The 25,933-nt window shown below is 57.3% G+C and carries 23 protein-coding genes and 1 pseudogene; 20 read left to right on the top strand and 4 right to left on the bottom strand.

All coding sequences use genetic code 11. From position 1 onward, the window contains the following. Positions 1–174 precede the first annotated feature (174 nt). From thrS to rplT, 4 genes are all read left to right on the top strand, one after another. On the top strand, positions 175–2,103 hold the full coding sequence (gene thrS, locus C8P63_RS03885) for a threonine--tRNA ligase (RefSeq protein ID WP_211308241.1): 1,929 nt from the start codon (positions 175–177) through the stop codon (positions 2,101–2,103). A 285-nt stretch (positions 2,104–2,388) separates the two neighbouring features. Then, on the top strand, positions 2,389–2,913 hold the full coding sequence (infC, locus tag C8P63_RS03875; RefSeq protein ID WP_170109507.1) for a translation initiation factor IF-3: 525 nt from the start codon (positions 2,389–2,391) through the stop codon (positions 2,911–2,913). A gap of 22 nt (positions 2,914–2,935) precedes the next feature. Beyond that, positions 2,936–3,133, top strand: coding sequence for a 50S ribosomal protein L35 (gene rpmI / locus C8P63_RS03870; protein WP_108022031.1), 198 nt, complete (start codon positions 2,936–2,938; stop codon positions 3,131–3,133). Between the two features lie 47 nt (positions 3,134–3,180). After that, a complete protein-coding gene (rplT, locus tag C8P63_RS03865) occupies positions 3,181–3,540 on the top strand; it encodes a 50S ribosomal protein L20 (RefSeq protein ID WP_108022030.1) in 360 nt (119 codons plus the stop codon). 227 nt (positions 3,541–3,767) lie between these two features. Here rplT and C8P63_RS03860 read toward each other — a convergent pair whose 3' ends face one another. From C8P63_RS03860 to C8P63_RS03850, 3 genes are all read right to left on the bottom strand, one after another. Then, positions 3,768–5,393 (bottom strand): MDR family MFS transporter, encoded by a 1,626-nt coding sequence (locus C8P63_RS03860; RefSeq protein ID WP_170109486.1) that lies wholly within the window; start codon positions 5,391–5,393, stop codon positions 3,768–3,770. 45 nt (positions 5,394–5,438) lie between these two features. Continuing rightward, positions 5,439–5,870, bottom strand: a complete 432-nt coding sequence (locus C8P63_RS03855; RefSeq protein WP_170109485.1) for a MarR family winged helix-turn-helix transcriptional regulator — start codon at positions 5,868–5,870, stop codon at positions 5,439–5,441. Between the two features lie 244 nt (positions 5,871–6,114). Continuing rightward, a complete protein-coding gene (locus tag C8P63_RS03850) occupies positions 6,115–7,080 on the bottom strand; it encodes a bile acid:sodium symporter family protein (RefSeq protein WP_281258671.1) in 966 nt (321 codons plus the stop codon). A 125-nt stretch (positions 7,081–7,205) separates the two neighbouring features. Here C8P63_RS03850 and ilvD point away from each other — a divergent pair, with 125 nt between their 5' ends. The 8 genes and pseudogenes from ilvD to C8P63_RS03810 all read left to right on the top strand — a co-directional run bounded on the left by ilvD (position 7,206) and on the right by C8P63_RS03810 (position 18,518). Continuing rightward, complete coding sequence (gene ilvD, locus C8P63_RS03845) at positions 7,206–8,897, top strand: dihydroxy-acid dehydratase (RefSeq protein ID WP_108022027.1); 1,692 nt, start codon at positions 7,206–7,208, stop codon at positions 8,895–8,897. A 674-nt stretch (positions 8,898–9,571) separates the two neighbouring features. Then, positions 9,572–11,293: a biosynthetic-type acetolactate synthase large subunit gene (ilvB, locus tag C8P63_RS03840; protein ID WP_245920690.1), complete on the top strand. Its 1,722-nt coding sequence runs from the start codon at positions 9,572–9,574 to the stop codon at positions 11,291–11,293. Beyond that, positions 11,290–11,793 (top strand): acetolactate synthase small subunit, encoded by a 504-nt coding sequence (gene ilvN / locus C8P63_RS03835; RefSeq protein WP_108022025.1) that lies wholly within the window; start codon positions 11,290–11,292, stop codon positions 11,791–11,793. The genes ilvB and ilvN overlap by 4 nt, the downstream gene beginning before the upstream one ends. Positions 11,794–11,902: 109 nt before the next feature. After that, complete coding sequence (ilvC, locus tag C8P63_RS03830; protein WP_108022024.1) at positions 11,903–12,916, top strand: ketol-acid reductoisomerase; 1,014 nt, start codon at positions 11,903–11,905, stop codon at positions 12,914–12,916. A 23-nt stretch (positions 12,917–12,939) separates the two neighbouring features. After that, a complete protein-coding gene (locus C8P63_RS03825; RefSeq protein ID WP_108022023.1) occupies positions 12,940–14,496 on the top strand; it encodes a 2-isopropylmalate synthase in 1,557 nt (518 codons plus the stop codon). 31 nt (positions 14,497–14,527) lie between these two features. Further along, the gene (leuB, locus tag C8P63_RS03820) at positions 14,528–15,646 is read left to right on the top strand and encodes a 3-isopropylmalate dehydrogenase (RefSeq protein WP_108022022.1); all 1,119 of its coding nucleotides are present in this window, start codon (positions 14,528–14,530) and stop codon (positions 15,644–15,646) included. A gap of 193 nt (positions 15,647–15,839) precedes the next feature. Continuing rightward, entirely contained in the window at positions 15,840–16,208 is a 369-nt protein-coding gene (locus C8P63_RS03815; protein ID WP_108022021.1) for a hypothetical protein, read from the top strand. Between the two features lie 684 nt (positions 16,209–16,892). Further along, positions 16,893–18,518: pseudogene (locus C8P63_RS03810) on the top strand (long-chain fatty acid--CoA ligase). Positions 18,519–18,708: 190 nt separating this feature from the next. Here C8P63_RS03810 and C8P63_RS03805 read toward each other — a convergent pair. Then, entirely contained in the window at positions 18,709–19,347 is a 639-nt protein-coding gene (locus C8P63_RS03805) for a DUF4397 domain-containing protein (protein ID WP_170109484.1), read from the bottom strand. A 39-nt stretch (positions 19,348–19,386) separates the two neighbouring features. Here C8P63_RS03805 and C8P63_RS03800 point away from each other — a divergent pair, with 39 nt between their 5' ends. The 8 genes from C8P63_RS03800 to C8P63_RS03770 all read left to right on the top strand — a co-directional run bounded on the left by C8P63_RS03800 (position 19,387) and on the right by C8P63_RS03770 (position 25,551). After that, on the top strand, positions 19,387–19,836 hold the full coding sequence (locus C8P63_RS03800; protein WP_108022019.1) for a hypothetical protein: 450 nt from the start codon (positions 19,387–19,389) through the stop codon (positions 19,834–19,836). 22 nt (positions 19,837–19,858) lie between these two features. Continuing rightward, positions 19,859–20,566: a metallophosphoesterase family protein gene (locus C8P63_RS03795; RefSeq protein ID WP_108022190.1), complete on the top strand. Its 708-nt coding sequence runs from the start codon at positions 19,859–19,861 to the stop codon at positions 20,564–20,566. 149 nt (positions 20,567–20,715) lie between these two features. After that, the gene (locus tag C8P63_RS03790; protein ID WP_108022018.1) at positions 20,716–22,209 is read left to right on the top strand and encodes a M1 family metallopeptidase; all 1,494 of its coding nucleotides are present in this window, start codon (positions 20,716–20,718) and stop codon (positions 22,207–22,209) included. 57 nt (positions 22,210–22,266) lie between these two features. Beyond that, positions 22,267–22,575 (top strand): GNAT family N-acetyltransferase, encoded by a 309-nt coding sequence (locus C8P63_RS19885; RefSeq protein WP_342748052.1) that lies wholly within the window; start codon positions 22,267–22,269, stop codon positions 22,573–22,575. 16 nt (positions 22,576–22,591) lie between these two features. Beyond that, complete coding sequence (locus C8P63_RS19880) at positions 22,592–22,768, top strand: hypothetical protein (RefSeq protein WP_342748051.1); 177 nt, start codon at positions 22,592–22,594, stop codon at positions 22,766–22,768. A gap of 88 nt (positions 22,769–22,856) precedes the next feature. Beyond that, complete coding sequence (locus C8P63_RS18955) at positions 22,857–23,024, top strand: hypothetical protein (protein WP_170109483.1); 168 nt, start codon at positions 22,857–22,859, stop codon at positions 23,022–23,024. 156 nt (positions 23,025–23,180) lie between these two features. Then, entirely contained in the window at positions 23,181–23,732 is a 552-nt protein-coding gene (locus C8P63_RS03780; protein WP_108022017.1) for a DJ-1/PfpI family protein, read from the top strand. Between the two features lie 319 nt (positions 23,733–24,051). Further along, positions 24,052–25,551 (top strand): Na+/H+ antiporter NhaC family protein, encoded by a 1,500-nt coding sequence (locus C8P63_RS03770; RefSeq protein ID WP_108022015.1) that lies wholly within the window; start codon positions 24,052–24,054, stop codon positions 25,549–25,551. The last annotated feature ends 382 nt before the right edge of the window (positions 25,552–25,933 follow it).

Genomic DNA, 25,933 nt, shown 5'->3' with positions numbered 1-25,933 from the left:
TTTTTCGGGGTTAGTAACGGTTGCCGGTTTTGCACGCCGTTAACGTGCCTAAAGGACCACCGTCCTTCCCCGCCAGGGGGGACGGGGTTGAAACAGGGTGGAACCACGTGTGCCAAACACTCGTCCCTATGGGAGCGGGTGTTTTTATTTTTGTTGGCAAAGGAGTGAAGGCTGATGGGTGTGGCCGTGAAACTGCCGGACGGTTCGGTCCGTGAATACGAGAAGAAGGTGACGGTTCGCGAGGTGGCGGAATCGATCAGCCGCGGATTGGCCAAGAAAGCGATCGCGGGACAGGTGGACGGCGTGACGGTGGACCTGTCGCGGGAAGTGCCGGAGGGATCGGTGGTGCGCATTCTGACGCTGGATGATCCGGAAGGCCTGGAAGTTTACCGGCACAGTGCCGCCCACTTGATGGCACAGGCGGTGAAACGCCTGTATTCCGACGTGCAACTGGGGATCGGCCCGGTGATCGAGAACGGTTTTTATTACGACATGGATCTGCCTCACCGACTGACGGCCGACGATTTGCCCAAAATCGAACAGGAGATGCAGAAGATTGTCAAAGAGGACCATCCGATCCGGCGCCGGGTCGTCTCCCGGGAGGAGGCCCTCCGTATCTACGAAGAAGTCGGAGACGAGCTGAAGTTGGAGCTGATCCGGGAGTTGCCGGAAGATGAAGAGATCACCATCTATGAACAGGGGGAGTTTTTCGATCTGTGCCGGGGTCCCCATGTTCCCTCCACCGGAAAGCTGAAGGCATTCAAACTCCTGAGCGTGGCGGGAGCCTACTGGCGGGGGGATTCGAACAATCAAATGCTGCAGCGGGTCTACGGCACCATCTGGCCCAAAAAGTCCCAGTTGGAAGCGTATTTAAAGCAACTGGAAGAAGCCAAAGAACGGGATCACCGCAAACTGGGGAAAGAACTCAAGATTTTCACGCTGTCCAAAGAGGTGGGGCAGGGACTGCCCCTGTGGCTTCCCAACGGGGCCACCATTCGTCGGATCATCGAACGGTACATCGTGGACAAGGAAGAACGGATGGGTTACGATCATGTCTACACCCCTCATTTGGCCCGTGTGGATCTGTACAAGACTTCCGGCCACTGGGATCATTACCGGGAAGACATGTATCCGCCGATGAAGATGGACAATGAAGAATTGGTTCTCCGACCGATGAATTGTCCCCATCATATGATGGTGTACAAAAATGAGCTGAAGAGTTACCGGAATCTGCCCGTCCGCATCGCCGAGCTGGGAATGATGCATCGACACGAGATGTCCGGGGCCCTGTCCGGCTTGCAGCGGGTTCGCGCCATGACCCTGAACGACGCCCACATCTTCTGCCGCCCGGATCAAATCAAATCCGAATTCATCCGGGTGGTCCGGCTGATCGAAGAGGTGTACCAGGATTTCGGGATCAAAGACTTCTGGTACCGACTTTCCTACCGGGATCCCGGGGATAAAGACAAATACGTGCAGAACGATGAGATGTGGGAAAAGAGCCAACGGATGCTAAAAGAAGCGATGGACGAGATGGAACTGGAATACGTGGAAGCGGAAGGGGAAGCCGCGTTTTACGGTCCCAAGCTGGATGTCCAGGTTCAGACCGCCCTTGGCAAGGACGAAACCCTGTCCACGGTTCAGTTGGACTTCCACCTGCCCAACCAGTTTGAACTGGAGTATATCGGGGAAGACGGACAACCTCACCGTCCGGTGGTGATCCACCGGGGGATCGTGGGTACGATGGAGCGCTTTGTGGCGTTTCTGCTGGAGTACTACAAGGGAGCCTTACCGCTCTGGCTGTCTCCGGTCCAGGCCCGGGTGATGACCATCACCGATGCCTTCCGCGATTACGCCTCCGATGTGGTGGACCAACTCCGGGCCGCGGGGATCCGGGCGGAGCTGGACGGCCGGAGTGAGAAGATCGGTTACAAGATCCGGGAAGCCCAGCTCCAAAAAATCCCCTATATGCTGGTCGTCGGAGAGAAAGAACAAAAACAGGGAACCGTCAACCTCCGCCGCCGGGGCGAGGGCGACCGGGGAGCCTGGAACGTGGACGACCTGATCAGGAAGATGAGGGAAGAGATCGAGGCAAAAGCCTGAAGCCGGCGGGTGAAATGGTTTTGCCGCGAAGAAGACCGGGTATGGAAAAACAACTGATCCGATTGTTCCGGACCGGGAAGGGAGGCTGGACCGCCCGCTCTTGACACGGATCGGTGCACATGGTAAGATACAAGTCGGTATTCAAGCAGAAGCGCCCGCTTCTCACCTGATCGACGCACAGGTTGTTGACAGGTTCTCGGTTCTGATTGACGGGAGCAAAAGGTGTGGGCGTTGGCCTGCGCCTTTTTTACTTGAATACGAAATCCCCTTCGGAGGTGGCAGGTTATTAGCAAAGAACAACAATTGGTGAATGAGGCCATCCGTGCCCGGGAGGTGCGCCTCATTGACCGGGATGGCAACCAATTGGGCATCAAGCCGTTACGGGAAGCGCTCCGGTTGGCGCGGGAGGCCGACCTGGACCTCGTCAATGTGGCACCCAAAGCCAAGCCGCCGGTATGCCGGATCATGGATTACGGAAAATACCGTTATGAACAGAGCAAGCGGGAGAAGGAAGCCCGGAAAAAACAAAAAACGATCCAGGTCAAGGAAATTCGCTTCAGCCCGTCCATTGAAGAACATGATGTGAACACCAAACTCCGCAATGTGAGAAAGTTCCTGAGCAAGGGCGACAAAGTGAAACTGACCATCCGTTTCCGCGGACGGGAGATCACCCACCAGGATCTGGGCCGGAAGATTCTGGCCCGCATGGCGGGGGAAGTGAAGGATATCGGAGATGTGGAACGCGCCCCCAAGATGGAAGGCCGCCACATGATCATGATTTTGGCGCCCAAGAAGGAGAAACAAGGGTAAACCGTGTGAGGAGGAATTTTTCATGCCGAAAATGAAAACCCGCAGCGCTGCAGCCAAGCGCTTCAGCAAAACCGGTACCGGTAAAATCAAACGGAACCATGCGTTTATGAATCATATGCTGGAACACAAGCAGAAAAAAACGAAGCGGAAGCTGCGCAAAGCGGCGTTGGTCGACAAGTCCGACGTCAAACGCATCAAACAGCTGATCGCTTACAAGTAACCGGTGCAGCCGGAACGATTAACGGTTGAATTTGGAGGGAATGAATCATGGCACGTGTAAAAGGCGGGACTGTCACTCGTCGTCGTCGTAAAAAGGTGTTGAAACTGGCCCGTGGTTATTTCGGGTCGAAGCATACCCTGTTTAAAACCGCGAAACAGCAAGTGATGAAGTCGCTGTCTTATGCTTACCGCGACCGTCGTCGGAAGAAACGCGACTTCCGCCGGCTGTGGATCAGCCGCATCAATGCCGCAGCCCGGACGAACGGTCTCTCGTACAACAAGATGATGCACGGTCTGAAGCAAGCCGGGGTCGAGGTGAACCGCAAGATGCTGGCCGACTTGGCCGTCAACGATAAAAAAGCCTTCTCCGAACTGGCCAACCTGGCCAAGAAAAAAATCAATGCCTGAACCGACACAAGCCCCGTTCCACAAATGGAGCGGGGCTTTTGCTTAAGAAATCTGCGGTCATCCTGGTGGTTGGTTCCCATCATCCTGATTCCTTCCGGTGCCAAATTAATGGTTTGAAAAACCGGGAATATGTACAAGAGGTGGAACGGGAGCGCTATCGGAGATGGTGAGGAGACAGAAGCAAAAAAAGACCCGGTGTCCGAACCGGGTCTTTATCAATGAAATCCTCAGTTTTGCGGCTGCACTTTGGAAGCCCGTGCCCGGTTGCCCTCGGGATCCACTTCATCCGTGTCCCGGTTGGTGGTGCGCAAGGGGATTTCCCGGACGAAGAAGGTAAGCACCACGGCGAGGAGCATCACAACCGTTCCCGCCCAAAACACACCGGACAGGGCGTAATTCATGGCTTCACGCAGGAAGTGGATGAACGAGTCAAAGAGCCCGCTCATTTCCGGGGGGAGCTGAGCTTTGATCTGGGCCAGCCGTTCCGGGGAAAGCAGGATCTGCGGATCCTTCATTTCTTTCAGTTTCCCCGCCAGTTCAGGGTGATCGGCCAGGGAGCCGTTTTTCTGGATTCCCTCGCTCAATTTGGATTCCATTCGGGAAGCCATGATGGTCCCCATAATGGAAACGCCGACGGTGCCGCCCAGTTGTCGAAACAGCTGGATGGAGGCGGTGGCCACTCCCAATTCCCGGTGGGGAACGGCGTTTTGAATGATCAGGTTAAAGATGGGGAAGGCCATCCCCAGTCCCAATCCGATCCCCACCAGGTGGAGGGCGGCGGATACGTTGGTGGTTTCGGTGTTCATCGAGGTGAGAAAGTACATCCCGATCCCCATGATCGTCAACCCGGCCAAAGCCAGGGTTTTATACCTGCCGGTCTTGGTCACCAATTGCCCGGTGATCGCACTGGCAACCACCATGCTCAGAGTCATGAACATCATGACGAATCCGGTTTTGGAGGCCGAGGTTCCCATGACGCCCTGGATGAAAAAGGGCATATACATCACCGCGCCGAACATGCCCATCCCGATCAGGAAGCCGATGCCGTTCGAGAGGGAAAAGATGCCGTTTTTAAAGAGATACAGGGGAAGCACCGGGTTTTCCGCCCGACTTTCGGTCCACAGGAAGACCAGAAAAGCGAGAAAGGAGAAGGAAAACAACCCGACAATCTGCGGGGACGTCCAGGCAAACTCCCCTCCGGCCCAGGTCAACGCGAGAAGCAGCGGAATGATGGTGCAGACCAGGAACAGCGACCCGAAGTAGTCGATTTTCTTCTTTTCCCCGGTTTCCGTTTTGGGAAAAAGGCACAGGATCAGAATAAAAGCGACCACGCCGACGGGAAGGAAAACCCAAAAAACCCAGTGCCAGTCGAAGTGGTCGACGATGTAGCCTCCCAGCGTCGGTCCGAACACGCTGGCCAGGCCGAAGACGGCCCCCAGCATCCCCTGCCAGCGGCCCCGTTCCCGCGGGGGAAACAGATCCCCGACGGAGGTGAAGGCGGTGGACATGACCATGCCTCCGCCGAAGCCCTGAATTCCGCGGTAGATGATCAACTGAATCATGTCGGTGGCTGTTCCGCACAGGAATGAGCCGGTCATGAAAATCCCGAGTCCGGTCAGGATAAACACCTTCCGGCCGTAAATATCCGACAGTTTGCCCACCAGAATGGCGGTGACGCTGGATGTCAGCATAAAGATGGTGAAAACCCAGTTGAAATATTCCATTCCGCCCAATTCCGTCACGATTCGGGGAAGGGACGTTCCCACGATGGTCTGGTTCAGGGCGGCGAACAGCATGGAAGCCATAATCGCCAGCATGATGGTCACTTTTTGGCGCATTTCCAGATGTTCCACACTCTCCAACTCCCTTCGTGCCGCGAGAAAGGGATCCCGCCCAGGTCACTTGTTTGACGCTCCGGTCAGTTTTTGAAACAGCCGGAGGAGCGTCTCCATTTCTTCGGTGGTAAAGGAATCAAATTTTCCGCTGAAATAAAGCAGCCACTTCTTTTCCAGTTGGTGATAAACCGATTTCCCCTCCGTCGTCACTTCCAGTTCCACCGCTCGTTTGTCCGATTCGGAACGCCGGCGGCGAACCCATCCTTTTTTGACCAGGCGGTCGGTCACATGGGTCACGTGGCTGGCCGCGACTTCAAATTCGGAGGAAAGGGTGGAGGGTTTTTGGGGCCCGTGGTGGACCAGGAATTTGAGAAAGACGAATTCACTTCGATTGATCTCATCCCCCAACACTTCGTTGATCTCCCGTTTCAACTGCCGAAAGATCTGACGGAAGGCCCGTTCCAACTCATGGGTCAATCTCAGGCGTTCGCTCAAAAAAAACCCCCCTTGCGGGTCGGGAAAATACTTAATCAAGTGAAATATTACTGATACGAATTATACACCCGATCTGACGGGAATGTCAATGGAAAAGAAAGCTCCCCGGTTTCCGGGGAGCTTTCTAACACCGGCCAGAGGAGAGCATGGGATGAACGCCCTGAACGGCTCCATCAGGCAGGAGGGTCGGGAGGATGGACGGGAACCGATGGCCCGCTTCCTCTGGAGTGGCAGGCGCGGCGGGTCAGATCCGGCCGCTTTCCGATTCAGACACCGGGGCTTTTTTCTCATTCTTCCGCGACCAGTAGGTGGCCAGAAGGGGGCCGGAAATGTTGTGCCAGACGCTGAAAATGGCCCCTGGCAACGCTGCGGCGGGGTTCAGGTGGGTGAGGGCCAGGGTGACACCAAGACCCGAATTCTGCATCCCAACCTCAATGGAAACCGCCCGGCTTCTCGATTCGTCAAGCCGCAACACACGCGCTCCCCAGTATCCCAACAACAGGCCAAGACCGTTGTGGACGATGACTGCCAGAAAGGCAGCCAAGGCGATTTTGCCGAAGTTCTCGGCGTTCAGAGCCACCACTCCCGCCACGATCACCACGATGGTGGTGACAGAAATCAGGGGCAGCGCTTCCGTCGCTTTTTCCACGGTAACGGGAAAGAACCGTCGAATCACGAGCCCCAGGACGACAGGCAGGATCACCACCTGGAGGATGGACAACACCATGGCCCCGGGGTCCACCGGCAGCCAGGAACCGGCCAGCCACAACAGCAGAAAAGGAGTGAAAAGAGGGGCAAGAAGGGTTGAAACACTGGTCATGGTGACGGAGAGAGGAACATCACCCCTGGAGAGATAGACGATCACATTGGAAGCCGTCCCCCCGGGGCAGGCCCCTACCAATACCAATCCGGCGGCCAGCCCGGAAGGGAGGTTCAGGGCGACGGCGACGGCATAGGCGGCGAGAGGCATGATGGCAAACTGCAGAAGGACCCCGGCCAGCGCCGGCCAGGGACGGCGCAACACCAGAGCGAAATCCTTCCCCCTCAGGGTCAGCCCCATACCGAACATGATCACCCCCAAGAGGGGAGCGATCCAGGGCTTGATCCATGTGAAGCCGTAAGGCCAGAGCCAGGCGAGAAATGAGGCGACCAGCACCCACAGGGCAAACGTGTTTTGGGCGAATCGGCTGGCGGTCATGAGATTCCTCAATGATGATTCCTCCTTTTTTTAACGGGCTGAATAATATGAAAATAAAAAAAGGCCGTGACAGCTGTTGAAAAATACTATACACTGTTCTGCAATCATCTTGTCAAGGGCAAAAAGGAGGGACCCAAATGACCCAATCGGATACCGAAAAAGATCTGCGCATCCGAAGCCGTGTGATCAGCGAAGGGACAAGCCGTGTGCCCAACCGGGCCATGCTTCGGGCCGTCGGTTTTTCAGACGAAGATTTCAAGAAGCCGATGGTGGGGGTGGCCAGCACCTGGAGCGAAGTGACCCCTTGCAATGTTCATATCCGGGAACTGGCCGAACGGGCCCGGGACGGAGTTCGCGCACAAGGGGGGGCGCCCCTGATTTTCAACACGATCACCGTCTCCGACGGGATTTCCATGGGCCATGAGGGGATGCGGTTTTCCCTGCCCAGCCGGGAAGTGATTGCCGACTCCATCGAAACGGTGGTCGGAGCGGAACGGCTGGATGGTTACGTGGCGATCGGGGGCTGTGACAAAAACATGCCGGGATGCATGATCGCCATCGGACGCACCCAGGTTCCTGCAGTCTTTGTTTACGGGGGAACGATCCGTCCCGGCAATCTGGACGGGAGAGATATCGATATTGTTTCCGCCTTTGAAGGGGTGGGGCAGCACAACAAAGGAATGATCGATGACGAAGCCCTTCACCGGATCGAATGCCACGCCTGTCCGGGAGCGGGGTCCTGTGGCGGCATGTACACGGCCAACACCATGGCCTCCGCCATTGAAGCGATGGGGATGAGCCTGCCGGGAAGTTCTTCCCATCCGGCGGAATCGGAATATAAACGGGAGGACTGTTACCGGGCGGGACAAGCCGTGGTGGAATTGCTGAAAAAGGGAATCTACCCCAAGGACATCATGACGAAAGAAGCCTTTGAGAACGCGATCACGGTGGTGATGGCGCTGGGGGGATCCACCAACGCCATCCTCCATTTGCTGGCCATCGCTCACGCTGTCGATGTGGATCTCTCAATGGGAGATTTCGAGCGGATCCGGCAACGGGTCCCTCATATCGCCGATCTGAAACCCAGCGGCAAATACGTGATGCAGGATCTCTTTAAGGCGGGCGGGGTGCCCGCGGTGATGAAGCTGCTCCTGGAAGCCGGCCTGCTCCACGGGGATTGCCTGACCGTGACCGGAAAAACCCTGGCCGAAAACCTGGCCGAAGCCGAACCCCTGAAAGAGGGGCAGCAGGTGATCCGCCCCTTGGACCATCCTTTCCGGAAGACGGGGCCGCTGGTGGTGCTGGAAGGAAACCTCGCCCCCGAAGGGGCCGTGGCCAAAGTTTCCGGCCTGAAAGTGTCGAGAATGTCCGGTCCGGCCAGGGTGTTTGACAATGAACAGGATGCCGCCGATGCCATTCTCTCCGACCGGGTGCAGGAGGGCGATGTGGTCGTCATCCGTTATGAAGGTCCCAAGGGGGGACCCGGAATGCCTGAAATGCTGTCCATCACCGGCATTCTGGTCGGAAAAGGACTGGGGGAAAAGGTGGCCCTCATCACCGACGGCCGTTTTTCCGGGGGATCCCACGGATTCGTGATCGGTCATGTGGCTCCGGAGGCTCAGGTCGGCGGTCCGATCGCCCTGATCCGGGACGGGGACCGGATCACGATCGACAGCCGGACCCGGGAGATTTCCGTCGATCTTTCCGAGGCGGAGTTGGAACGCCGGAAAAAGGAATGGCAGGCTCCTCCCCTGCCCGCGTCCCGAGGGGTTCTCAACAAGTACGCCCGGCTGGTTTCCTCGGCGTCCCGCGGGGCCGTCACCGATTAATAAAAGATTTACAAAAAATCGGTTGACAACGATATCGGGCCCTGACTATAATAGCACCTAAATAATTGAACAATTTCACCAATGCGGACAACGACGGATCCGCAGCGTGTGGGAGGGTGCCTAGGGTTCCGCCCGCTTAAGACGGGGACTGCGACCGAGCGGCATCAGCACCGGAAATCCGGTGTACACCGTGAGGATAAAAGCCTCTGCGGCAGGTCCTGCCCGATTCGATGTTTCTGACGGACGGGTACGGCATGCCCAGAGGTTTTGTTATATCCACGGGAAGAAAAATGTTACAAATAGTTGAATAAGTTGTCAAAAGGCTGTGAAGAGGACATGCGCCGTCATCCACCGCGTCACAGAGAGTTCCGGAGGCTGAGAACGGAGCCGCGGCATGACGGACGATCTCACCTCGGAGCTGTGCGTCAAAAGGCCCATTTGGGCTGAGTAGAACGTCTCCGGCCATCGCCGTTATCCGATGGGGTGCGCCCGTACCGGGCGCACCCGCTGAGGCCGTCCGCCGTGAGGCGGCGGTGAAGCATTGGGTGGTACCGCGAACCTTTCGCCCCAATCAAACCATGACCGAACAGGGACCCGTGTCAGGAATGGTTGGGTGTGGAAGGTTTTTATTTTGAATCTGAAGGAGGTCAAGGAGGATGGCCCAACGGTTGGCGATGCCCGTCAAAGAGAAGACCCAGACCGGTCAGTCGCACCAGGAATTCACCGGTTCGGAGATCTTGCTCCGATGTCTGATCGAGGAAGGGGTGGAAGTGGTCTTCGGTTACCCGGGGGGAGCCGTGCTTCCCATTTACGATTCCCTTTACCACGGTGCGCTGAAGCACCTCTTGGCCCGGCACGAACAAGGCGCCATTCATGCCGCCGACGGATATGCCCGTGCCACGGGCAAAGCCGGGGTGGTGATCGCCACATCCGGGCCGGGAGCGACCAACTTGGTGACCGGAATCGCCAATGCCCAGATGGATTCCATTCCATTGGTCTGCATCACGGGGAACGTGGCTCAACACCTGATCGGAACCGATGCCTTTCAGGAGGCGGACATCACCGGAATCACCATGCCGATCACCAAACACAGCTACTTGGTCACGGACGTGAAGGATCTCCCGCGGGTGGTGAAGGAGTCGTTTTATATCGCAACCTCCGGCCGGCCCGGGCCGGTCCTGATCGACATTCCCAAGGATGTCTCCAACGCCCGGGCCGCCTATCGTTATCCCGACCGGGTTCACATCCGGGGTTACCAGCCCAAGACGGATCCCCATCCCCTGCAGGTCAACCGGCTTCATCAGGCGATCCGGGAGGCGGAGAAACCGCTGATTCTGGCCGGGGGCGGGGTGGTCACCTCCGGGGCGGAGAAAGAACTGATCGCCTTCGCGGAAAAAGCCCATATTCCCGTCACCACCACACTGATGGGTCTGGGCGGATTTCCCGGGCAACACCCCCTGTGGCTGGGAATGCCGGGGATGCACGGCACCTACGCCGCCAACAACGCCCTCTTGGAATGCGACCTGTTGATCGGAATCGGAGCGCGATTTGACGATCGGGTGACGATGGGACGGCTTGATAAATTCGCCACCGGCGCCAAGATCGTCCACATTGACATCGATCCGGCGGAGATCGGCAAAAACGTGGATACCTACATCCCTCTCGTGGGGGACGTGAAACAGTCCCTCTCCGCCGCCTTGGACACCGTCCCAAGGGCCCATTCCGACATCTGGGTGGAACGGGTGCAAACATGGTTCCGGGAAAAACCTTTCACCTTCCGGGACTCCGATGAGGTTCTCAAGCCCCAGTGGGTGATCCGGCACCTTTATGAAAGCACCGGGGGGGATGCGGTGGTCACCACCGATGTGGGGCAGCATCAGATGTGGGTGGCCCAGTATTTTCCCTTCGCCCGGCCCCGGTCCTTTATCACCTCCGGCGGACTCGGAACGATGGGTTTCGGGTTTCCCGCCGCACTGGGAGCCCAGCTCGCACATCCCGACGCCACGGTGATCAGTGTCACCGGAGACGGCGGGTTCCAGATGACCAGCCAGGAGTTGGCGGTGGCGTCTCTGGCCAACATTCCCGTCAAAGTGGCGGTCATTAACAACCAGTGTCTGGGAATGGTGCGGCAGTGGCAGGAAGTCTTCTACAAGAAACGATACAGCGAAGTGGATCTGGCCGACAGCCCGGATTTCGTCAAGCTGGCGGAATCCTACGGAGTGAAAGCCTGGAAAGCGGAAAACAAAGAAGAAGCGGCTCGGGTCTGGAGCGAAGCGTTGTCCCACCCGGGGCCGGCAGTGGTGGATTTCCGCGTGGCTCCGGAGGAGAACGTCTATCCGATGGTCGCTCCGGGAAGCGGCCTCGACGAAATGATCATGGGGGAGGAGGATGAATGAGGCATATCCTGTCGGTGTTGGTGAACGATCAGCCCCGGGTGCTGGCCCGGGTGGCCAACCTCCTCGGCCGTCGCAATTTCAACATCGAAAGCATCAGCGTCGGGGAGTCGGAGGAGCCGGGGCTGTCCCGGATGGTCATTGTGACCAATGGAGACGAACGTACGATGGAGCAGGTGCAAAAACAGCTTCACAAGCTGATCGACGTGATCAAAATCCAGGATTTGAACGAACATTCCGCCGTGGAGCGGGAACTGCTGTTGATCAAGGTGGGAGCGGGGCCGGCGACCCGGATGGAAGTGAGCGGCATCGTCGAACCGTTCCGCGCTTCGGTCGTGGATGTAGGCCCCCACAGCCTGATGGTCCAGGCGACGGGGGAGCGTTCCAAATTGGACGCATTGATCGAGCTTTTGCGACCCTACGGGATCAAGGAAGTGGCCCGCACCGGGGTGACGGCCCTCCCGAGGGGGACAGCCAAAACCCCGGTCCCCGCCGGAAGCTGATCCCGGGGGTTACGGGAGAATCCGATGTGGCTTCCTTACCCGGGAACTTCAATGCGACACCGCTGAACAGGGTGTCAGTTTCACTCATACCACTAAAGGAGGATGCATGATGGCGAAAGTATACTACGGTGACGATGCGGATTTGCAGTATCTTCAGGGGAAAACCGTCGCGGTGGTGGGATACGGAAGTCAGGGCCATGCCCAGGCCCAGAACCTGAGGGACAGCGGAGTCCGGGTGGTGATCGGCCTTCGGCGGGGCCGCTCCTGGGAGCAGGCGAAGCGGGACGGATTCGGGGTTTACACTGTCGATGAAGCCGTCAAGCAGGCGGATGTGGTCCAGCTTTTGATGCCCGATGAAGTGCAGGCCCGGGTCTACCGGGATCAGGTGGCTTCCTACCTGAAACCCGGTTCCGCCCTCATGTTTTCCCATGGCTTCAACATCCACTTCGGTCAGATCAACCCGCCGGAAGATGTCGACGTGATTCTGATCGCTCCGAAAGGGCCCGGTCATCTGGTGCGCCGGGTGTATGAAGAAGGCTTCGGTGTTCCCGCCCTGATCGCCGTTCAGCAGAACGCCACAGGCAAAGCGAAGGAACTGGGTCTGGCCTACGCAAAAGGAATTGGTGCCACCCGGGCCGGGGTGATTGAAACCACATTTAAAGAAGAAACGGAGACGGACCTTTTCGGGGAGCAGGCGGTTTTGTGCGGAGGTGTGAGTCAACTGGTGAAGAACGGCTTTGAAACCCTGACTGAAGCCGGGTACCAACCGGAAATCGCCTACTTCGAGTGTCTCCATGAGCTGAAACTGATCGTCGACCTGATGTATGAAGGCGGCCTTGCCGGTATGCGTCACTCCATCAGCGACACCGCCGAGTACGGTGATTACGTGAGCGGCAAGCGGGTGGTGGGGGACGCTTCCCGTCAAGCGATGAAAGAAGTGCTCGAGGAAATCCGGAACGGGACCTTCGCCAAACGCTGGATTGAAGAAAACGAAGAAGGGCGCGGGCAGTTCGACCGCATGGCCCAAGCGGAAAAAGATCACCCCATCGAGCGGGTCGGCGAGAAACTCCGGAAAACGATGGCCTGGCTGAATCAAGATGCGAAAGAGCCTGCCAAACAATAACATTCGGAAAGGGAGGGTGCGGCATGCGAACGGTCCAGTTTTTTGACACGACCTTGAGAGACGGAGAGCAATCCCCCGGCGTCAACCTGAGTGCGGAAGAGAAGGTGACCATCGCCCTTCAGCTGGAACGACTGGGAATTCACGTGATCGAGGCCGGTTTTGCCGCTTCCTCCCAGGGCGACCTGGAGGCGGTCCGGAGGGTAGGGAAAGCCGTGAAAAACTCCACGGTGGTCAGCCTTGCCCGTTCGGTGCCGGGGGACATCGAAAAGGCGTGGGAAGCACTGAAGGAGGCGGAAAATCCCGGCCTTCACATCTTCCTCGCCACATCTCCGATCCACCGGAAATACAAACTGAACATGACCCGGGAAGAAGTGCTGGAACAGGCGGAAGCGTCGGTCCGACTGGCGAAAAAATACTTCCCCAAAGTGGAGTTTTCCACGGAAGACGGAGGACGGACGGAAAAAGAGTTTCTCTGCCAGGTGGCGGAACGGGTGATCGACGCCGGAGCCGACGTGCTCAACATTCCGGATACCGTCGGTTACCTGACCCCGCAGGAATACGGGGACATCTTCCGTTATTTGAGAGCCCGCGTCCGGGGGATCGAAAAGGTGAAGCTGTCGGCCCACTGCCATGATGATCTGGGGATGGCCGTGGCCAACACCCTCGCGGCGATTGAGGCCGGGGTGGAACAGGTGGAAGGGACGATCAACGGGATCGGTGAACGAGCCGGCAACGCCGCCTTGGAAGAAGTGGCGATGGCATTGGCGACCCGGGAGGATCACTACCGGGTTGCCACCGGCCTTCAGCTGAAAGAGATCGCCAAGACCAGCCGCATGGTGAGCAAGATGACCGGCATGTTGGTCCCGGGCAATAAAGCCGTGGTTGGGGCCAACGCCTTTGCCCATGAGGCGGGCATCCACCAGGACGGAATGCTGAAAAACAGTTCCACCTATGAAATCATGCGTCCGGAGACCATCGGTCAGGATGCCACCCGGCTCGTTCTCGGAAAACATTCCGGCCGTCATGCCTTCCGGGATAAGTTGAAAGGCATGGGGTATGAGCTGACCGACCAGCAGATCAATCAACTGTTCGTCCGGTTCAAGGAACTGACCGACCGGAAAAAAACGGTGGAAGACGAAGACATCGCCTCTTTGGTTGAGGAGAAGTGGGCCGAGGAAGAAGAAGTCTACACACTGGAAACGGTCCAGCTTTCCTACGGGAACCAGTCTGTCCCCACCGCGTCGGTCCGGGTGTTGGACGTCCGCCACCAACGTGTGCTGGAGGAAGCGGCCTGCGGGAACGGATCCGTCGATGCCATTTTCAAGGCAATCGACCGTGTGACCGGGGAAGCTTCCCACTTGGAGGACTTTAAAATCGCTTCGGTGACCCATGGAAAGGATGCGCTCGGGGAAGTCTACGTCAAACTTCGTCAGGGGGACCGGACGGTTCAGGGACGCGGGGTGAGCACCGATGTGCTGGAAGCCAGCGCCCGGGCTTACATCCACGCCGTCAACCGGATCGTGGCCCGTCGGGAGGCGGACCCGACGGCACAGAAGGCCCGGGCCGTCGTCAGTTCCTGAATCGAGCATCCCAGAGGAGGTTGGATAAGCCATGGATAAACAGCGAAACGTTGCCGTTTTGCCCGGGGACGGGATCGGTCCGGAAATCACGGAGGAAGGCGTCAAAGTGATGAAACAGACCGGGGAACAGTTTGGTTACCGGTTCCACCTGGATTTCGGACTGGTCGGGGGGAGCGCCGTCGACCGGTTGAAGACCCCGCTTCCCGAGGAGACCCTTCGGATCTGTCGGGAAGCCGATGCGATCCTGCTGGGGGCTGTGGGCGGCCCCGCCTGGGACCGGAATCCCCCGCCTCTCCGGCCGGAAAAAGCCCTTCTGGGCCTGCGCAAGGAGCTCGGCCTGTATGCCAACCTCCGGCCGGCCAAACTGTTTCCGGGGCTTGCGCAAAGCTCCACCCTGAAAGAAGAGGTGTTGAAAGGCGTCGATCTTCTGGTGGTGAGGGAACTGACCGGCGGCATCTACTTCGGGGAGAAACACACCGAAGAAACCAAGGCGGGGGCCAAAGCCACCGACACCCTGGTTTACCACGAACACGAAATCGAACGGATCGTCAGGCGAGCCTTTGAATGGGCCCGGGAACGGGGGAAGAAGGTCACCTCCGTCGACAAGGCCAATATCCTGGAAAGTTCCCGTCTCTGGCGGAAAGTGGCCGGGCGGGTGGCCGGGGACTACCCGGATGTGAAACTGGAACACATGCTGGTGGACAACTGCGCCATGCAGATCATCCGGCGCCCCGCCGAATTTGACGTGATCGTCACCGAGAACATGTTCGGCGACATCCTGAGCGACGAGGCGGCCATTCTGACCGGTTCCATCGGAATGCTCCCCTCGGCCAGCATCGGGGAAGGGAACCGGGGGCTCTATGAACCGGTCCACGGTTCCGCTCCGGACATCGCCGGGCAGGGGGTGGCCAATCCCGTCGCCACCATTCTGTCCGTCGCGATGATGTTCCGCCACTCCTTCCAGGATGATGAAGCCGCCCGCGCGATCGAAGAGGCCGTCACCCGGGTGCTGGACCGGGGGGCCCGCACCATGGATGTGGCGGCTCCCGGGCATTTGGCTCTCTCCACCGAGGAGTTCGGCGACCGGGTGGTGGAGGAACTGAAAAAACACCAACCGGACCCCAAGGTTCCGGTGGAGGCGATGATGTAACCCCGCCCGCAGACTTAGAGGCAAACCACCACCCCCGCGGGAAAAGGCTTCTTTTTCCGCGGGATTTTCTCTTTTGTCGTGCCGTTTCCCGCCGGATGAATAAAATAGACGGAAAAAACCGGTTTCGGAAGAAATGGAAATCGGAATATTTTGACCCATAAACCTGATTAACTTGATGAGGAAGGTGAGATTTATGCCGATGAATGATGGACGTCTCGCCCATCTGCATGGATTGAACGCCCTGGAGGCCCTTTGTCACGAATACTGGAACATGGATTTGGTGAAAAAAGTGGAGGAAGAGTTAACCCATGCCGTCCGTCTGCTTACCCTGCACTTGGAGAAAGTCCTTTGTCCCTGCGGCGACAACCGGGAGGATATCCGTTTCTACCAATCTCTTCTGGAGATGACGGAACGGGCCCGGGAAGAAAACAGCCTCTTCCCGTTGCCCCTGGTCCAGGAAGGACTGGAGAAGTACTTCAAGGAAAAGCCCGCCTCCCACCGTTGCATCACCCGGCTCAAAGTGACGTCTCACCATTGGATGGAAGAGATCGTAACAGGATGAAAGGGAACGATCATCACCGACCGATTTCCGGAACGGGGCTTCCCTGTAGATGACCCTCGATCCGACGCATCGGGGTTTTACTGGAAGAATGGTATGGTTGGACCTGCCATGATCAAGACCGGGCTCTTTCCCATTTCCTGTTACAATGGGTAAACATACTTGGATGAATCAGAAAGAGTTGCAGAAATAGATAGGTTCGATGGTTGGGTAATCAAGCCTGATTTTGTACCACTCGGGTAAAAAACTGGGTTAGACAACCAATTGGCGTCTGTTTCACAGGCGTCAAAGCAGGGGGACTGGGGGACAACAAGCGATTTTGGAGGTCCGAATTTCCTCCCGGCGGTTGACATGAAAAAAGCCTTCCGGTTGGGGAAGGCGGGGTAAATTAATGGATTCGTGTGTAGCCGGCGATCAATCCCACGATCAAAGCCACGTAGAGGAAAAGACTCCAACGCATGGGATTCACCCTGATCACCCTCCGTCCCGTTGAATGGTGCATATCCATTATACAGCGATCCGTTCGATCGATGTCATGTCAGAATTTTGTTTTTTCATGGGGTTGAAACCCTTGTTTACGGAAGAAACGACCCGTATACTAAATATTGCATCACCGGTTTTGAAGGCGCTTTATTAACAGAAAAGTCAGTATAATGTAATTTACGACGAAAGGCGGGATGGACTGTGATCATGAATGTTCCGCTGTTGGTGGCCCCGATGTTGGAGCGGGCGGAGCGACTGTTTCCCAAGAAGGAGGTCGTCTCGAGAACCGAATCGGGCCTCTTCCGCTACACTTACGCCGATATGGGTGAACGCGCCCGCCGGCTCGCCGGCGCCTTGGAGAAGCTGGGAGTCAAGAAGGGGGACCGGGTGGGAACGCTGGCCTGGAACCACCACCGCCATCTGGAAGCCTACTTCGCCATCCCCTCCATGGGAGCGGTCCTTCATACTATCAACATCCGGCTTTCCCCCGAACACTTGGCTTATGTGATCAACCACGCCGGAGACAAAATCCTCCTCGTCGACGACAACCTGTGGCCACTGGTGGAAAGGATCCGGGATCGGTTGAAAACGGTGGAATCCTTTGTGGTGATGACGGACGGATCCCTGCCGGACACGGCGGCTCCTTCCCTTTATTCCTATGAGGAGTTGCTGAAGGAAGGGGATGCCGGGTATCGTTTCCCCCGGAACCTGAACGAAAACGACCCGGCAGGGATGTGTTACACTTCCGCCACCACCGGCAAACCCAAAGGAGTGGTCTATACCCAGCGAAGCATATTTCTGCACAGCATGGCTTTGGGGCTGGCCGATGTCATCGGCCTGTCAGAGGCGGACACCTGCCTGTCTGTGGTGCCGATGTTCCACGTCAACGCCTAGGGACTGCCATTCGCCGCCACCTGGTTCGGAACGAAACAGGTGTTGCCGGGGCCGCAGATGACCCCGAAAGCGATCGCCGAACTGATCGATTCGGAAAAAGTGACGGTGACCGGCGGGGTGCCGACGATCTGGATCGCCATGCTGAAGGAACTGGAACAAAACGATTACGATCTGTCCAGCCTGCGGATGCTCCTGTTCGGCGGGTCGGCGGCGCCGAAGAGCATGATCCGGGCCTACGAGGAGAAATACAACGTCCCCGTGGTCCACGCCTACGGTATGACCGAAACGAGCCCGGTGGTCTCCGTCTGCCATCTGAAGAGCCATCAGACGAAGCTTCCGGCGGAAGAAAAGCTGGAACTGAAGTCCAAACAGGGATTTCCGGTTCCCGGAGTGGAAATCAAGGTCCAGGGGGCCGACGGGGAAGCCGCCTGGGACGGGAAAGAGATGGGCGAGCTTTTGATCCGCGGTCCCTGGATCGCCGACGAATATTACAAAGATGAACGAAGTGCGGATGCCTTCCGTGACGGTTGGCTTCACACCGGGGACGTCGTGACCGTCGACGGGGAAGGGGCAATCAAAATCACGGACCGGACCAAGGACCTGATTAAGAGCGGCGGGGAGTGGATCAGCTCCGTCGATCTGGAAAACGCCCTGATGGCCCACGAAGGGGTGTTTGAAGCGGCGGTGGTGGCCGTTCCCCACGAAAAATGGCAGGAGCGTCCCGTGGCTTGCGTGGTGCTGAAGGAAGATGACAAGGAAAAAGTGACCAAGGAGGACCTGCTCCAATTTTTGAAGCCCCAGGTCGCCAAGTGGTGGCTCCCCGACGAAATCGTCTTCATGGACGAACTTCCCAAAACCTCCGTCGGCAAATTCCTGAAACGCACCCTCCGTAAAGAGATGAAAGAGCGGTTCGGAACAAAGGAATCGGTGGAGTGACGGAAACGGAACACAGCGGTTGCCCCAAAGGCAACCGCTTGTTTAATGGTGTTCAAGAGACCGCTCGGTTTCTTTATGTTTGAAAAAAGCCTTTGAACGGCAAATAACACAATGGTGGATGGATCCGTATGTCGGAAAACCAAAACAAAAGCCCTGCTGAGGGGCCATCTTCCGCGATTTCCGGTCCCGGTCAATGGGGCATGATCAAGCCCCGGAGGCGGGGCTGACCTTCCGCTTTGCCGATGGCCGCGATGGTGTAAGCCCGGTTGGCTTGCAGGTTGATATTGGGCACAGTCAGAAGGGTATTGTTCGTCCCCGCCGCCCGAACGGCCAGGTTGTACTGTCCGGGGTTCAGTGTCCGGTAGTCGGTGGAGGTGCGGTAGGAGACGTTTCGGAAAAGGGGTTGGTATGCGGCCCTTCCCCGGGCTGCGAACACATCCACCGCCGGTGCGTCGGGGGAGAGGTGGATGAACCGGACCCGGCTTTTTTGCGGAGGCGTCCGGGGATCGTCTTCGTAAATGGCAAGTTCGGGTTCGACGCGCGGTCCCCTGGCGCTGTCAATGGCGGCAATCGTCAGGTAATCCCTCATCGGTACGGCAATGGTTTGGGTGAGGATGGGATTGCGGGTTCCCGCACGGGTCAGTTCCACCCGGTGACGGCCGGGGGTGGTGGGAAGGTAGTCAGTGTACCGGCCGAAGGAGAGATTGGAAGCCACCCGGCGGCCGTCCACGTAGACATCCACCGCCGGTGCGTCCGGGATCGCGTGCAGGACACGGAATCTCGATTGCTGTCCCATGCGCGGTGGCTGCTGCGGACGTCGCGGTACCATCCCTTCTTCCGGCGGGTATCCGGGATAGCCGGTACCCGGTTGGCCGTACCCGGGGTAACCCATGTCCGGCTGACCGAAGCCGGGGAAGCCCATGTCCGGCTGACCGAAGCCGGGGAAGCCCATGTCCGGCTGACCGAAGCCGGGGAAGCCCATGTCCGGCTGACCGAAGCCGGGGAAGCCCATGTCCGGCTGGCCGAAGCCGGGGAAGCCCATGTCCGGCTGGCCGAAGCCGGGGAAGCCCATGCCCGGCTGGCCGAAGCCGGGGAAGCCCATGCCCGGCTGACCGAAGCCGGGGAAGCCCATGCCGGGCTGACCGAAGCCGGGGAGTGGACCGTATTGCTGGTGAAGGGATGTTTCCTTCTCTTCTTCGGTTCCGTCCCGGTCTTTCTTTCGTTCATCGTTGCTCATTTGGGGTGCTTCCCTCCTTTCATTCATGCCCCATCCAGCATATGCATTTGCCCAGGAAGAAGTGTGCGGAGCGGAGAATGAAAGTTGGGTAAAGGGGGCGGACGTGTTGAAAAAACTGGCGTTGCTGTATGATCTCCATGGCAATTTACCCGCCTGTAAAGCGGTGTGGGCGGAAATACGGAAAGAAGGGATCGAAAACATAGTGATCGGCGGGGATCTGGCATGGGGGCCTCAGCCGAAGGAAGTGACACGGTGGGTGATGGAGCTGGCCTCCAAACCGGGGGTTTGGGTGATCCGGGGGAATGCCGACCGGGAGATGGCGGAACGTCACGGGGTCCGGGAAGGGTTGTCGGACTGGGTGGCGGAAGTCAACCTGTGGTGCGCCGACCGGTTGTCGGAAGAGGAACTCCGCTTTTTGGGGAATCTGCCTGAGAAAGTTGCACTGAATGTGGAAGATTGGGGAGAGGTTCTGTTTGTTCATGGTTCTCCACGGAGCGATGCGGAAGGGATTCATGCCGACACCCCGAATTCCGGGATTCAAGAGATGGTGAAAGGGGTCACCCAAAGGGTGTTGATCTGCGGTCACACCCATGTCTGTCTGGACCGTGTCGTGAACGGAAAACGGATTCTCAATCCCGGCAGTGTCGGTCTCCCCTTGGGAACCCGGGGTGCTTCCTGGGCCATTTTGGGGCCGGATGTGGAATGGAGGGAAACCATGGTCGATCCGGAGCGGACCGCCCGTGATTTCCTGGCCACCGGCGTACCCCGTGCGGAGGAGTTTGCCAAGCATGTTCTCGACATGACCAGGTGAAGATTCACAGGTGTTGTTCCCGTTGTGATCCTACTACTTCTTCAATATTAATATTTAACAAAAATTTTCAATAACTTTGTTGAAACCTGAAGGAAACCTCCCTCGGAGCTCGAATGATGTAAACGAGACCTAAAAAAGGAGGTTTTTTCATGGAGAGAAAACTCAGCTTTCGTTGTTTGATTGCCTTGGGGACAGCCGCTCTGCTGTTGGGGACGGCCGCTGTCCCAGCCCTCGCGGTGGCGGAGGAGAAATCTTCACCCTTTGACGCTCCGGGGGTTTACCGCCCCTCCATGCCGGCCGGTTCGGAGAAGGATCCGTTACCCAAGACGTCCGCCGCGAAGAAGGAGGTGCGCGGCCCTTCCGATCCCTCCTATAAAATGGATGTCAAGTACGACAGTACGAAACATCAGATCAACGGCACCCTGACCGTTCGCTTCGCCAATAATCTCGGGATGGAGATGAAAGACATCTGGTTTAACGTCTGGGCCAATGCGGAAACCTTCCGGGAAAACGGGGGCGTCGTCGAAATTCATAAGGTGAAGGTGGACGGGACGGCTGCAGATTTCTCCCTGAAGGGGACGGGCCTTCATATCAAAGGGCTCTCCATCCCCGAAAACGCCTCGGCAAAAGTGCAGATGGAGTTCACCGTCCAAGTGCCGGAAGCCCAGGACCGCTTCGGCTGGTACGGCACCACTGTCTCCCTGGGCAACTGGTTCCCGATCTTGGCCGTCTACGATGACGAAGGCTGGAACGTGGACCCTTACTATCCTTACGGGGAAAGTTTCTACTCCCTGAGCGGAAACTTCGACGTCCGTCTCACCACCGACAAGGAACAGGTGGTAGCCGCCACCGGCACCCGGATCGGGAAACCGAAAGTGTCCGGCAAGTGGGCGGTTCACCGTTTCAAGGCTAAAAACGTGCGGGATTTCGCCATCGAGCTGGATCCCACCTATAAAGTGAAATCCGGCATGGCCGGCAAGGTAAAGGTGAACGTGTACTACACGGAGAAACACGCAAAATTCGCTGACGCGATGCTGGAATCAGGGATTGAGTCCATCGAGCTCTTCAGTGAAAAGTACGGTCAGTATCCCTGGCCCGAGCTGGACGTGGTCAGTATGGAGGGTTGGTTCGGCGGGATGGAGTATCCCCAGCTGATCATGATGTCCCTCAATGACAATCGGACGGAGGAGTGGGTCAAATCCGTGGTTGCCCATGAAAACGGCCACCAGTGGTTCTACGGGCTGCTTGGCAACAATGAGTATGACGAGCCTTGGCTGGACGAATCCTTTGCCACCTTTTCCGCCGCCCTCTACGACGGGGAACTGGAGGATTATGAGGTGCCTCCCGTCGATGATCCCTACTACCATCTCTCTTCCCCCGTCTCCGCTTTCACCGCACGAGGCGAGGAAGGAATTTACGCCTACTACCGCATGATCTACGGCTACGGTGCTTCCACCCTGAACGACCTGCGTGAAAAATTGGGAGACCGCCGTTTCTACGAGGGAATGCAGACTTACTTTCAAGAGAACCTGTATGGAGTGACCACCACCCGCGACTTTATCGACACGATGGAGCGAACCAGTGGCGAGGACCTGTCGCAATTCTTCCACGACCATCGGGTCTATCTGTCGGATCAGGAGTAATAGAAACCGAACCGGACCCTGGGGTCCAGTTTTTCTTAAGGAAATGGAGGTGTTGAGATGGCCGTCAAAATCCGTCCGGGGACGCTCAATGACTGTTCGGATATCGCAAAAGTTCATGTGGACAGCTGGTGCACCACTTACCACTCCATCATTTCAAATGAATATCTCCTCAACCTGTCTTATTCCGACCGTGAAAAGAGATGGAAGAAGCGGCTGCAGCAATCCGACGAGCCATACAAAATGTATGTTGCGGAACATGAGTCTGGAAGAATCGTTGGATTCGCGGATGGAGGACGGGAGCGTTTCGGCGAGCCCGGTTACGACGGCGAATTGTACGCGATTTATCTGCTGACAGGGCATTGGTAAACAACTTTTCAAAGCAGTGGTTGATCACCTTGCGACCCGATTTCGCTCGATGTTGGTATGGGTTTTGGCAGAGAATCATTCCCGTCACTTTTATGAAGCTCTTGGCGCCACCTATATCCGTGATGGGACCGTTACGATTGCGGGAAAAGAACTGAAAGAAGTGGCCTACGGATGGTCTGATATTCGAAAATGAAACGACAAACTGCAGTCAGACACCACGCATGCGAGATGAGGGAGTAACGGTTCCCCCAACAGGGAAAACCTTATATCAGAGTGATCCGATGAAAGCAGCCATCATGGATGGGTACGGCGGGGTTGACCGGTTGAAGGTGACCGATCAGCCCCGACCGGAACCACGGGAAAACGATGTGTTGATTGGCCCGGATCGGAAACTTGTTGGAAAAGGGGCTTTAAAACCGGTCATTGAAGGAAGTGATCCCCTTGGATGACATTCGTAGAGCCCGCGAAAAAAGCGAGGAAGGCCATGTCCAGGGGAAAATCGTGATTCAGGTGAAAGAAGAACTTCCACCAAATAAGTTTCGTTTTTCGTTAAAATGGTTAATGCATATAAGGAGTAAAAAAACAGGAAAACGGGAGGTTCATCCATGTCCAAAGTGTTGATTTTGACCGGTGACGCGGCGGAAGCCCTCGAAGTGTTCTACCCCTATTACCGTTTGTTGGAAGAGGGGCATGAGGTGACCATCGCAGCACCCACCAAAAAGAAACTGCAAACGGTGGTCCACGATTTTGAACCCCATATGGAAACCTTCACCGAAAAACATGCCTACGGTCTGGAAGCCCATGCGTCCTTCGACGAGGTGAAACCGGAGGAGTTTGACGGTTTGATCATTCCGGGGGGACGCGCGCCGGAACACATCCGGATGCACGAACGGATTCCGTCCATCGTCAAACATTTCTTTGACGAGAACAAACCCGTCGGCGCCATCTGCCACGCGGCACTGGTCTTCGCCGTGGTGCCCGAAGTGGCCAAAGGCCGGTCCATGACCGCTTTCAGCAACTGCCGCCCCGAGGTGGAACAGGCTGGAGCCCGCTATGTGGAAGAACACCTCCACACCGAAGGAAATTTGGTTTCGGGACATGCCTGGCCGGACTTGCCCGGCTTCATGAAAGAGTTTCTGAAACTCTTGAACCGGTAACCCCCAAAACCGCCCGACGGGATTCCCCGTCGGGCGGTTTTTTTCGGTGTCAAGCATCCCGCCGGTCTGACAGTGTCATTCCCCGGGTCACTGTATTCCGCCTTTCCCCTGAAAACGGATTCATGAGGATGATCAAAGGGTTTTCCTGAAATTCCATGGCGAGAAACTGTGTCAGATCTGTTACAATGAAAATGAAAACGGCGGTCCGGTGGAAACGGGAGATGGATTGACTTATCAAAATCGAATTTTTCTCTTCAGGGGCTCTTTGGGGATCACCTTCCGCCGGAACGGCCGACAATCATAGGGCAGGAGGGATAAGATGGCAGATTCGAATCGATCTTCGGAAAATATGGACGCACAGTTGGCCGAAGCGGTGGGAAGCAAGACCGTGAGGAAACTCGATTTCCGCATGGGAGCTTTCGGCGCCGCCGTTCCGATGCTCTTTTTTGTGATCTGGGCGGTATCCACCAGTCTTCTCGATATCACGTCGGAACTGGGGCTTGTTCTCGGGGCCGTGGTCGGCTTGGGGATCGGCTTGTTCCTCTCCAAAAGCAAATGGGAGGATTATGCCCAAGGCATCTTTGACGGCATGGCCCAGCCGGTCGGTGTGGTGGCCATCGTCGCCTGGTTCTGGGCCGGCATGTTCGCCCAGGTGCTGCGGGCCGGTGGTCTGGTGGAAGGTTTGGTATGGCTGGGTGACGCCTCCGGGATGACGGGGGCGGCCTTCACGGCGCTCACCTTCCTTCTGGCTGCGGTCTTCTCCACGGCGGTGGGGACGGGATACGGGACCACCGTGGCATTTTGTACCCTGATGTATCCGGCGGGGGTGGCCATGGGTGCCGATCCGACGGTTCTGTTTGCCGCCATCCTCAGCGGCGCGGCCTTCGGTGACAACCTGGCCCCCGTCTCCGATACCACCATTGTTTCCGCCGTCACTCAGGAGGCGGATGTTCCGGGAGTGGTGCGTTCCCGTTTGAAATACAGTCTGGCGGCGGCCTTCCCGGCCCTCCTCCTGTTTTTCGTCTTCGGCGGGGGAGAGGTACAGGGCGTGGACAATCAGGCGGCGATGGCAGCGATGGAACAATCGTCCAATCCGGCCGGCTTGATCCTGCTCCTTCCCTTTGCCCTGGTCATTTTTCTGGCACTCAAGGGGCATCATCTGATTACCTCCCTCACCTGGGGGATTTTGGCCTCCATTCCCCTGATCCTGGGGACCAACCTGGGGGTGCTGGGGGACTTTATCCGGTTTAATCCCGATTCCGATACCATCGTGGAAGGAGCCCTGGTGGAAGGGATCTCGGGATACATGAACATGGCGATTCTGATCCTTCTGATCGTGGCCGCCTCCCACATCTTGAGCCTGGGAGGCACCATGGACGCCATTACCGGGGCGTTGAACCGGTGGATCCGGGGAGTGGTCCGTCGCGCCGAGCTGGCGATTTGGGGCATCGTGTCGATCCTGAACAGTGCCATCACCATCAACACTGCCGCCGAGATCGCCGCGGCACCTTTTGTGAAAGAGATCGGGGAAAAACACCGGATCCATTCGTACCGTCGGGCCAACTTCCTGGATGCGGTGAGTTCCGCCCTGGGGTACATCTTTCCTTGGAGTGCGGCCCTGCTTCTCGGGTGGTCCACCATCAGTGATCTAAAGGGCAAATACGAGTGGCTTCCCGTTGTGTCCCCGACAGACGTGTTCCCCTTCGTGTTCCACGGCTGGTTCCTGGTTCTGGTCATGCTGATCGCCGCCCTGACCGGCTGGGGACTTCGTTATCAGGGGAAGAACGGGGAAGAACTGAAAGAACCCCCGAAGGATTAACGCATTCCAAAAGGCTGCCGGTTGGATGCGGGCAGCCTTTTTCTTCAGCAGTCTAAAACGGTTTTTTCCGCCATAGAATGAAAATGGTTTACCACTCATCTCCCTTGTGCCCGCTTCGAGGCGGGCTTTTTTTATTGAGAAGGAGGTGTAAACGTCGGATTTTATCATGAATTTCCATGTCAGTGGGAGCCCGCTTCCGTTCTTCGTGTCCTCCCTGCCTGTGAAAAAGACCCCCTACAAGCGTTGTGAAAAAGTGAGCGGCAGCATTTACCCAAAGCCGCTCCGGCTGCACTCACAGAGCACAAGTCTCGCCTGGGTCGCTTCACTCCCCGGTCTCGCTATGCACTCACAGAGCACAAGTCTCGCCTGGGTCGCTTCACTC

Origin of the sequence: Melghirimyces profundicolus, from assembly GCF_003054245.1 — a bacterium.
GTDB classification, from domain to species: domain Bacteria; phylum Bacillota; class Bacilli; order Thermoactinomycetales; family DSM-45169; genus Melghirimyces; species Melghirimyces profundicolus.
The sequence above is the reverse complement of the archived record's forward strand: the minus strand, read 5'-3'. Positions and strand labels throughout refer to the sequence as shown.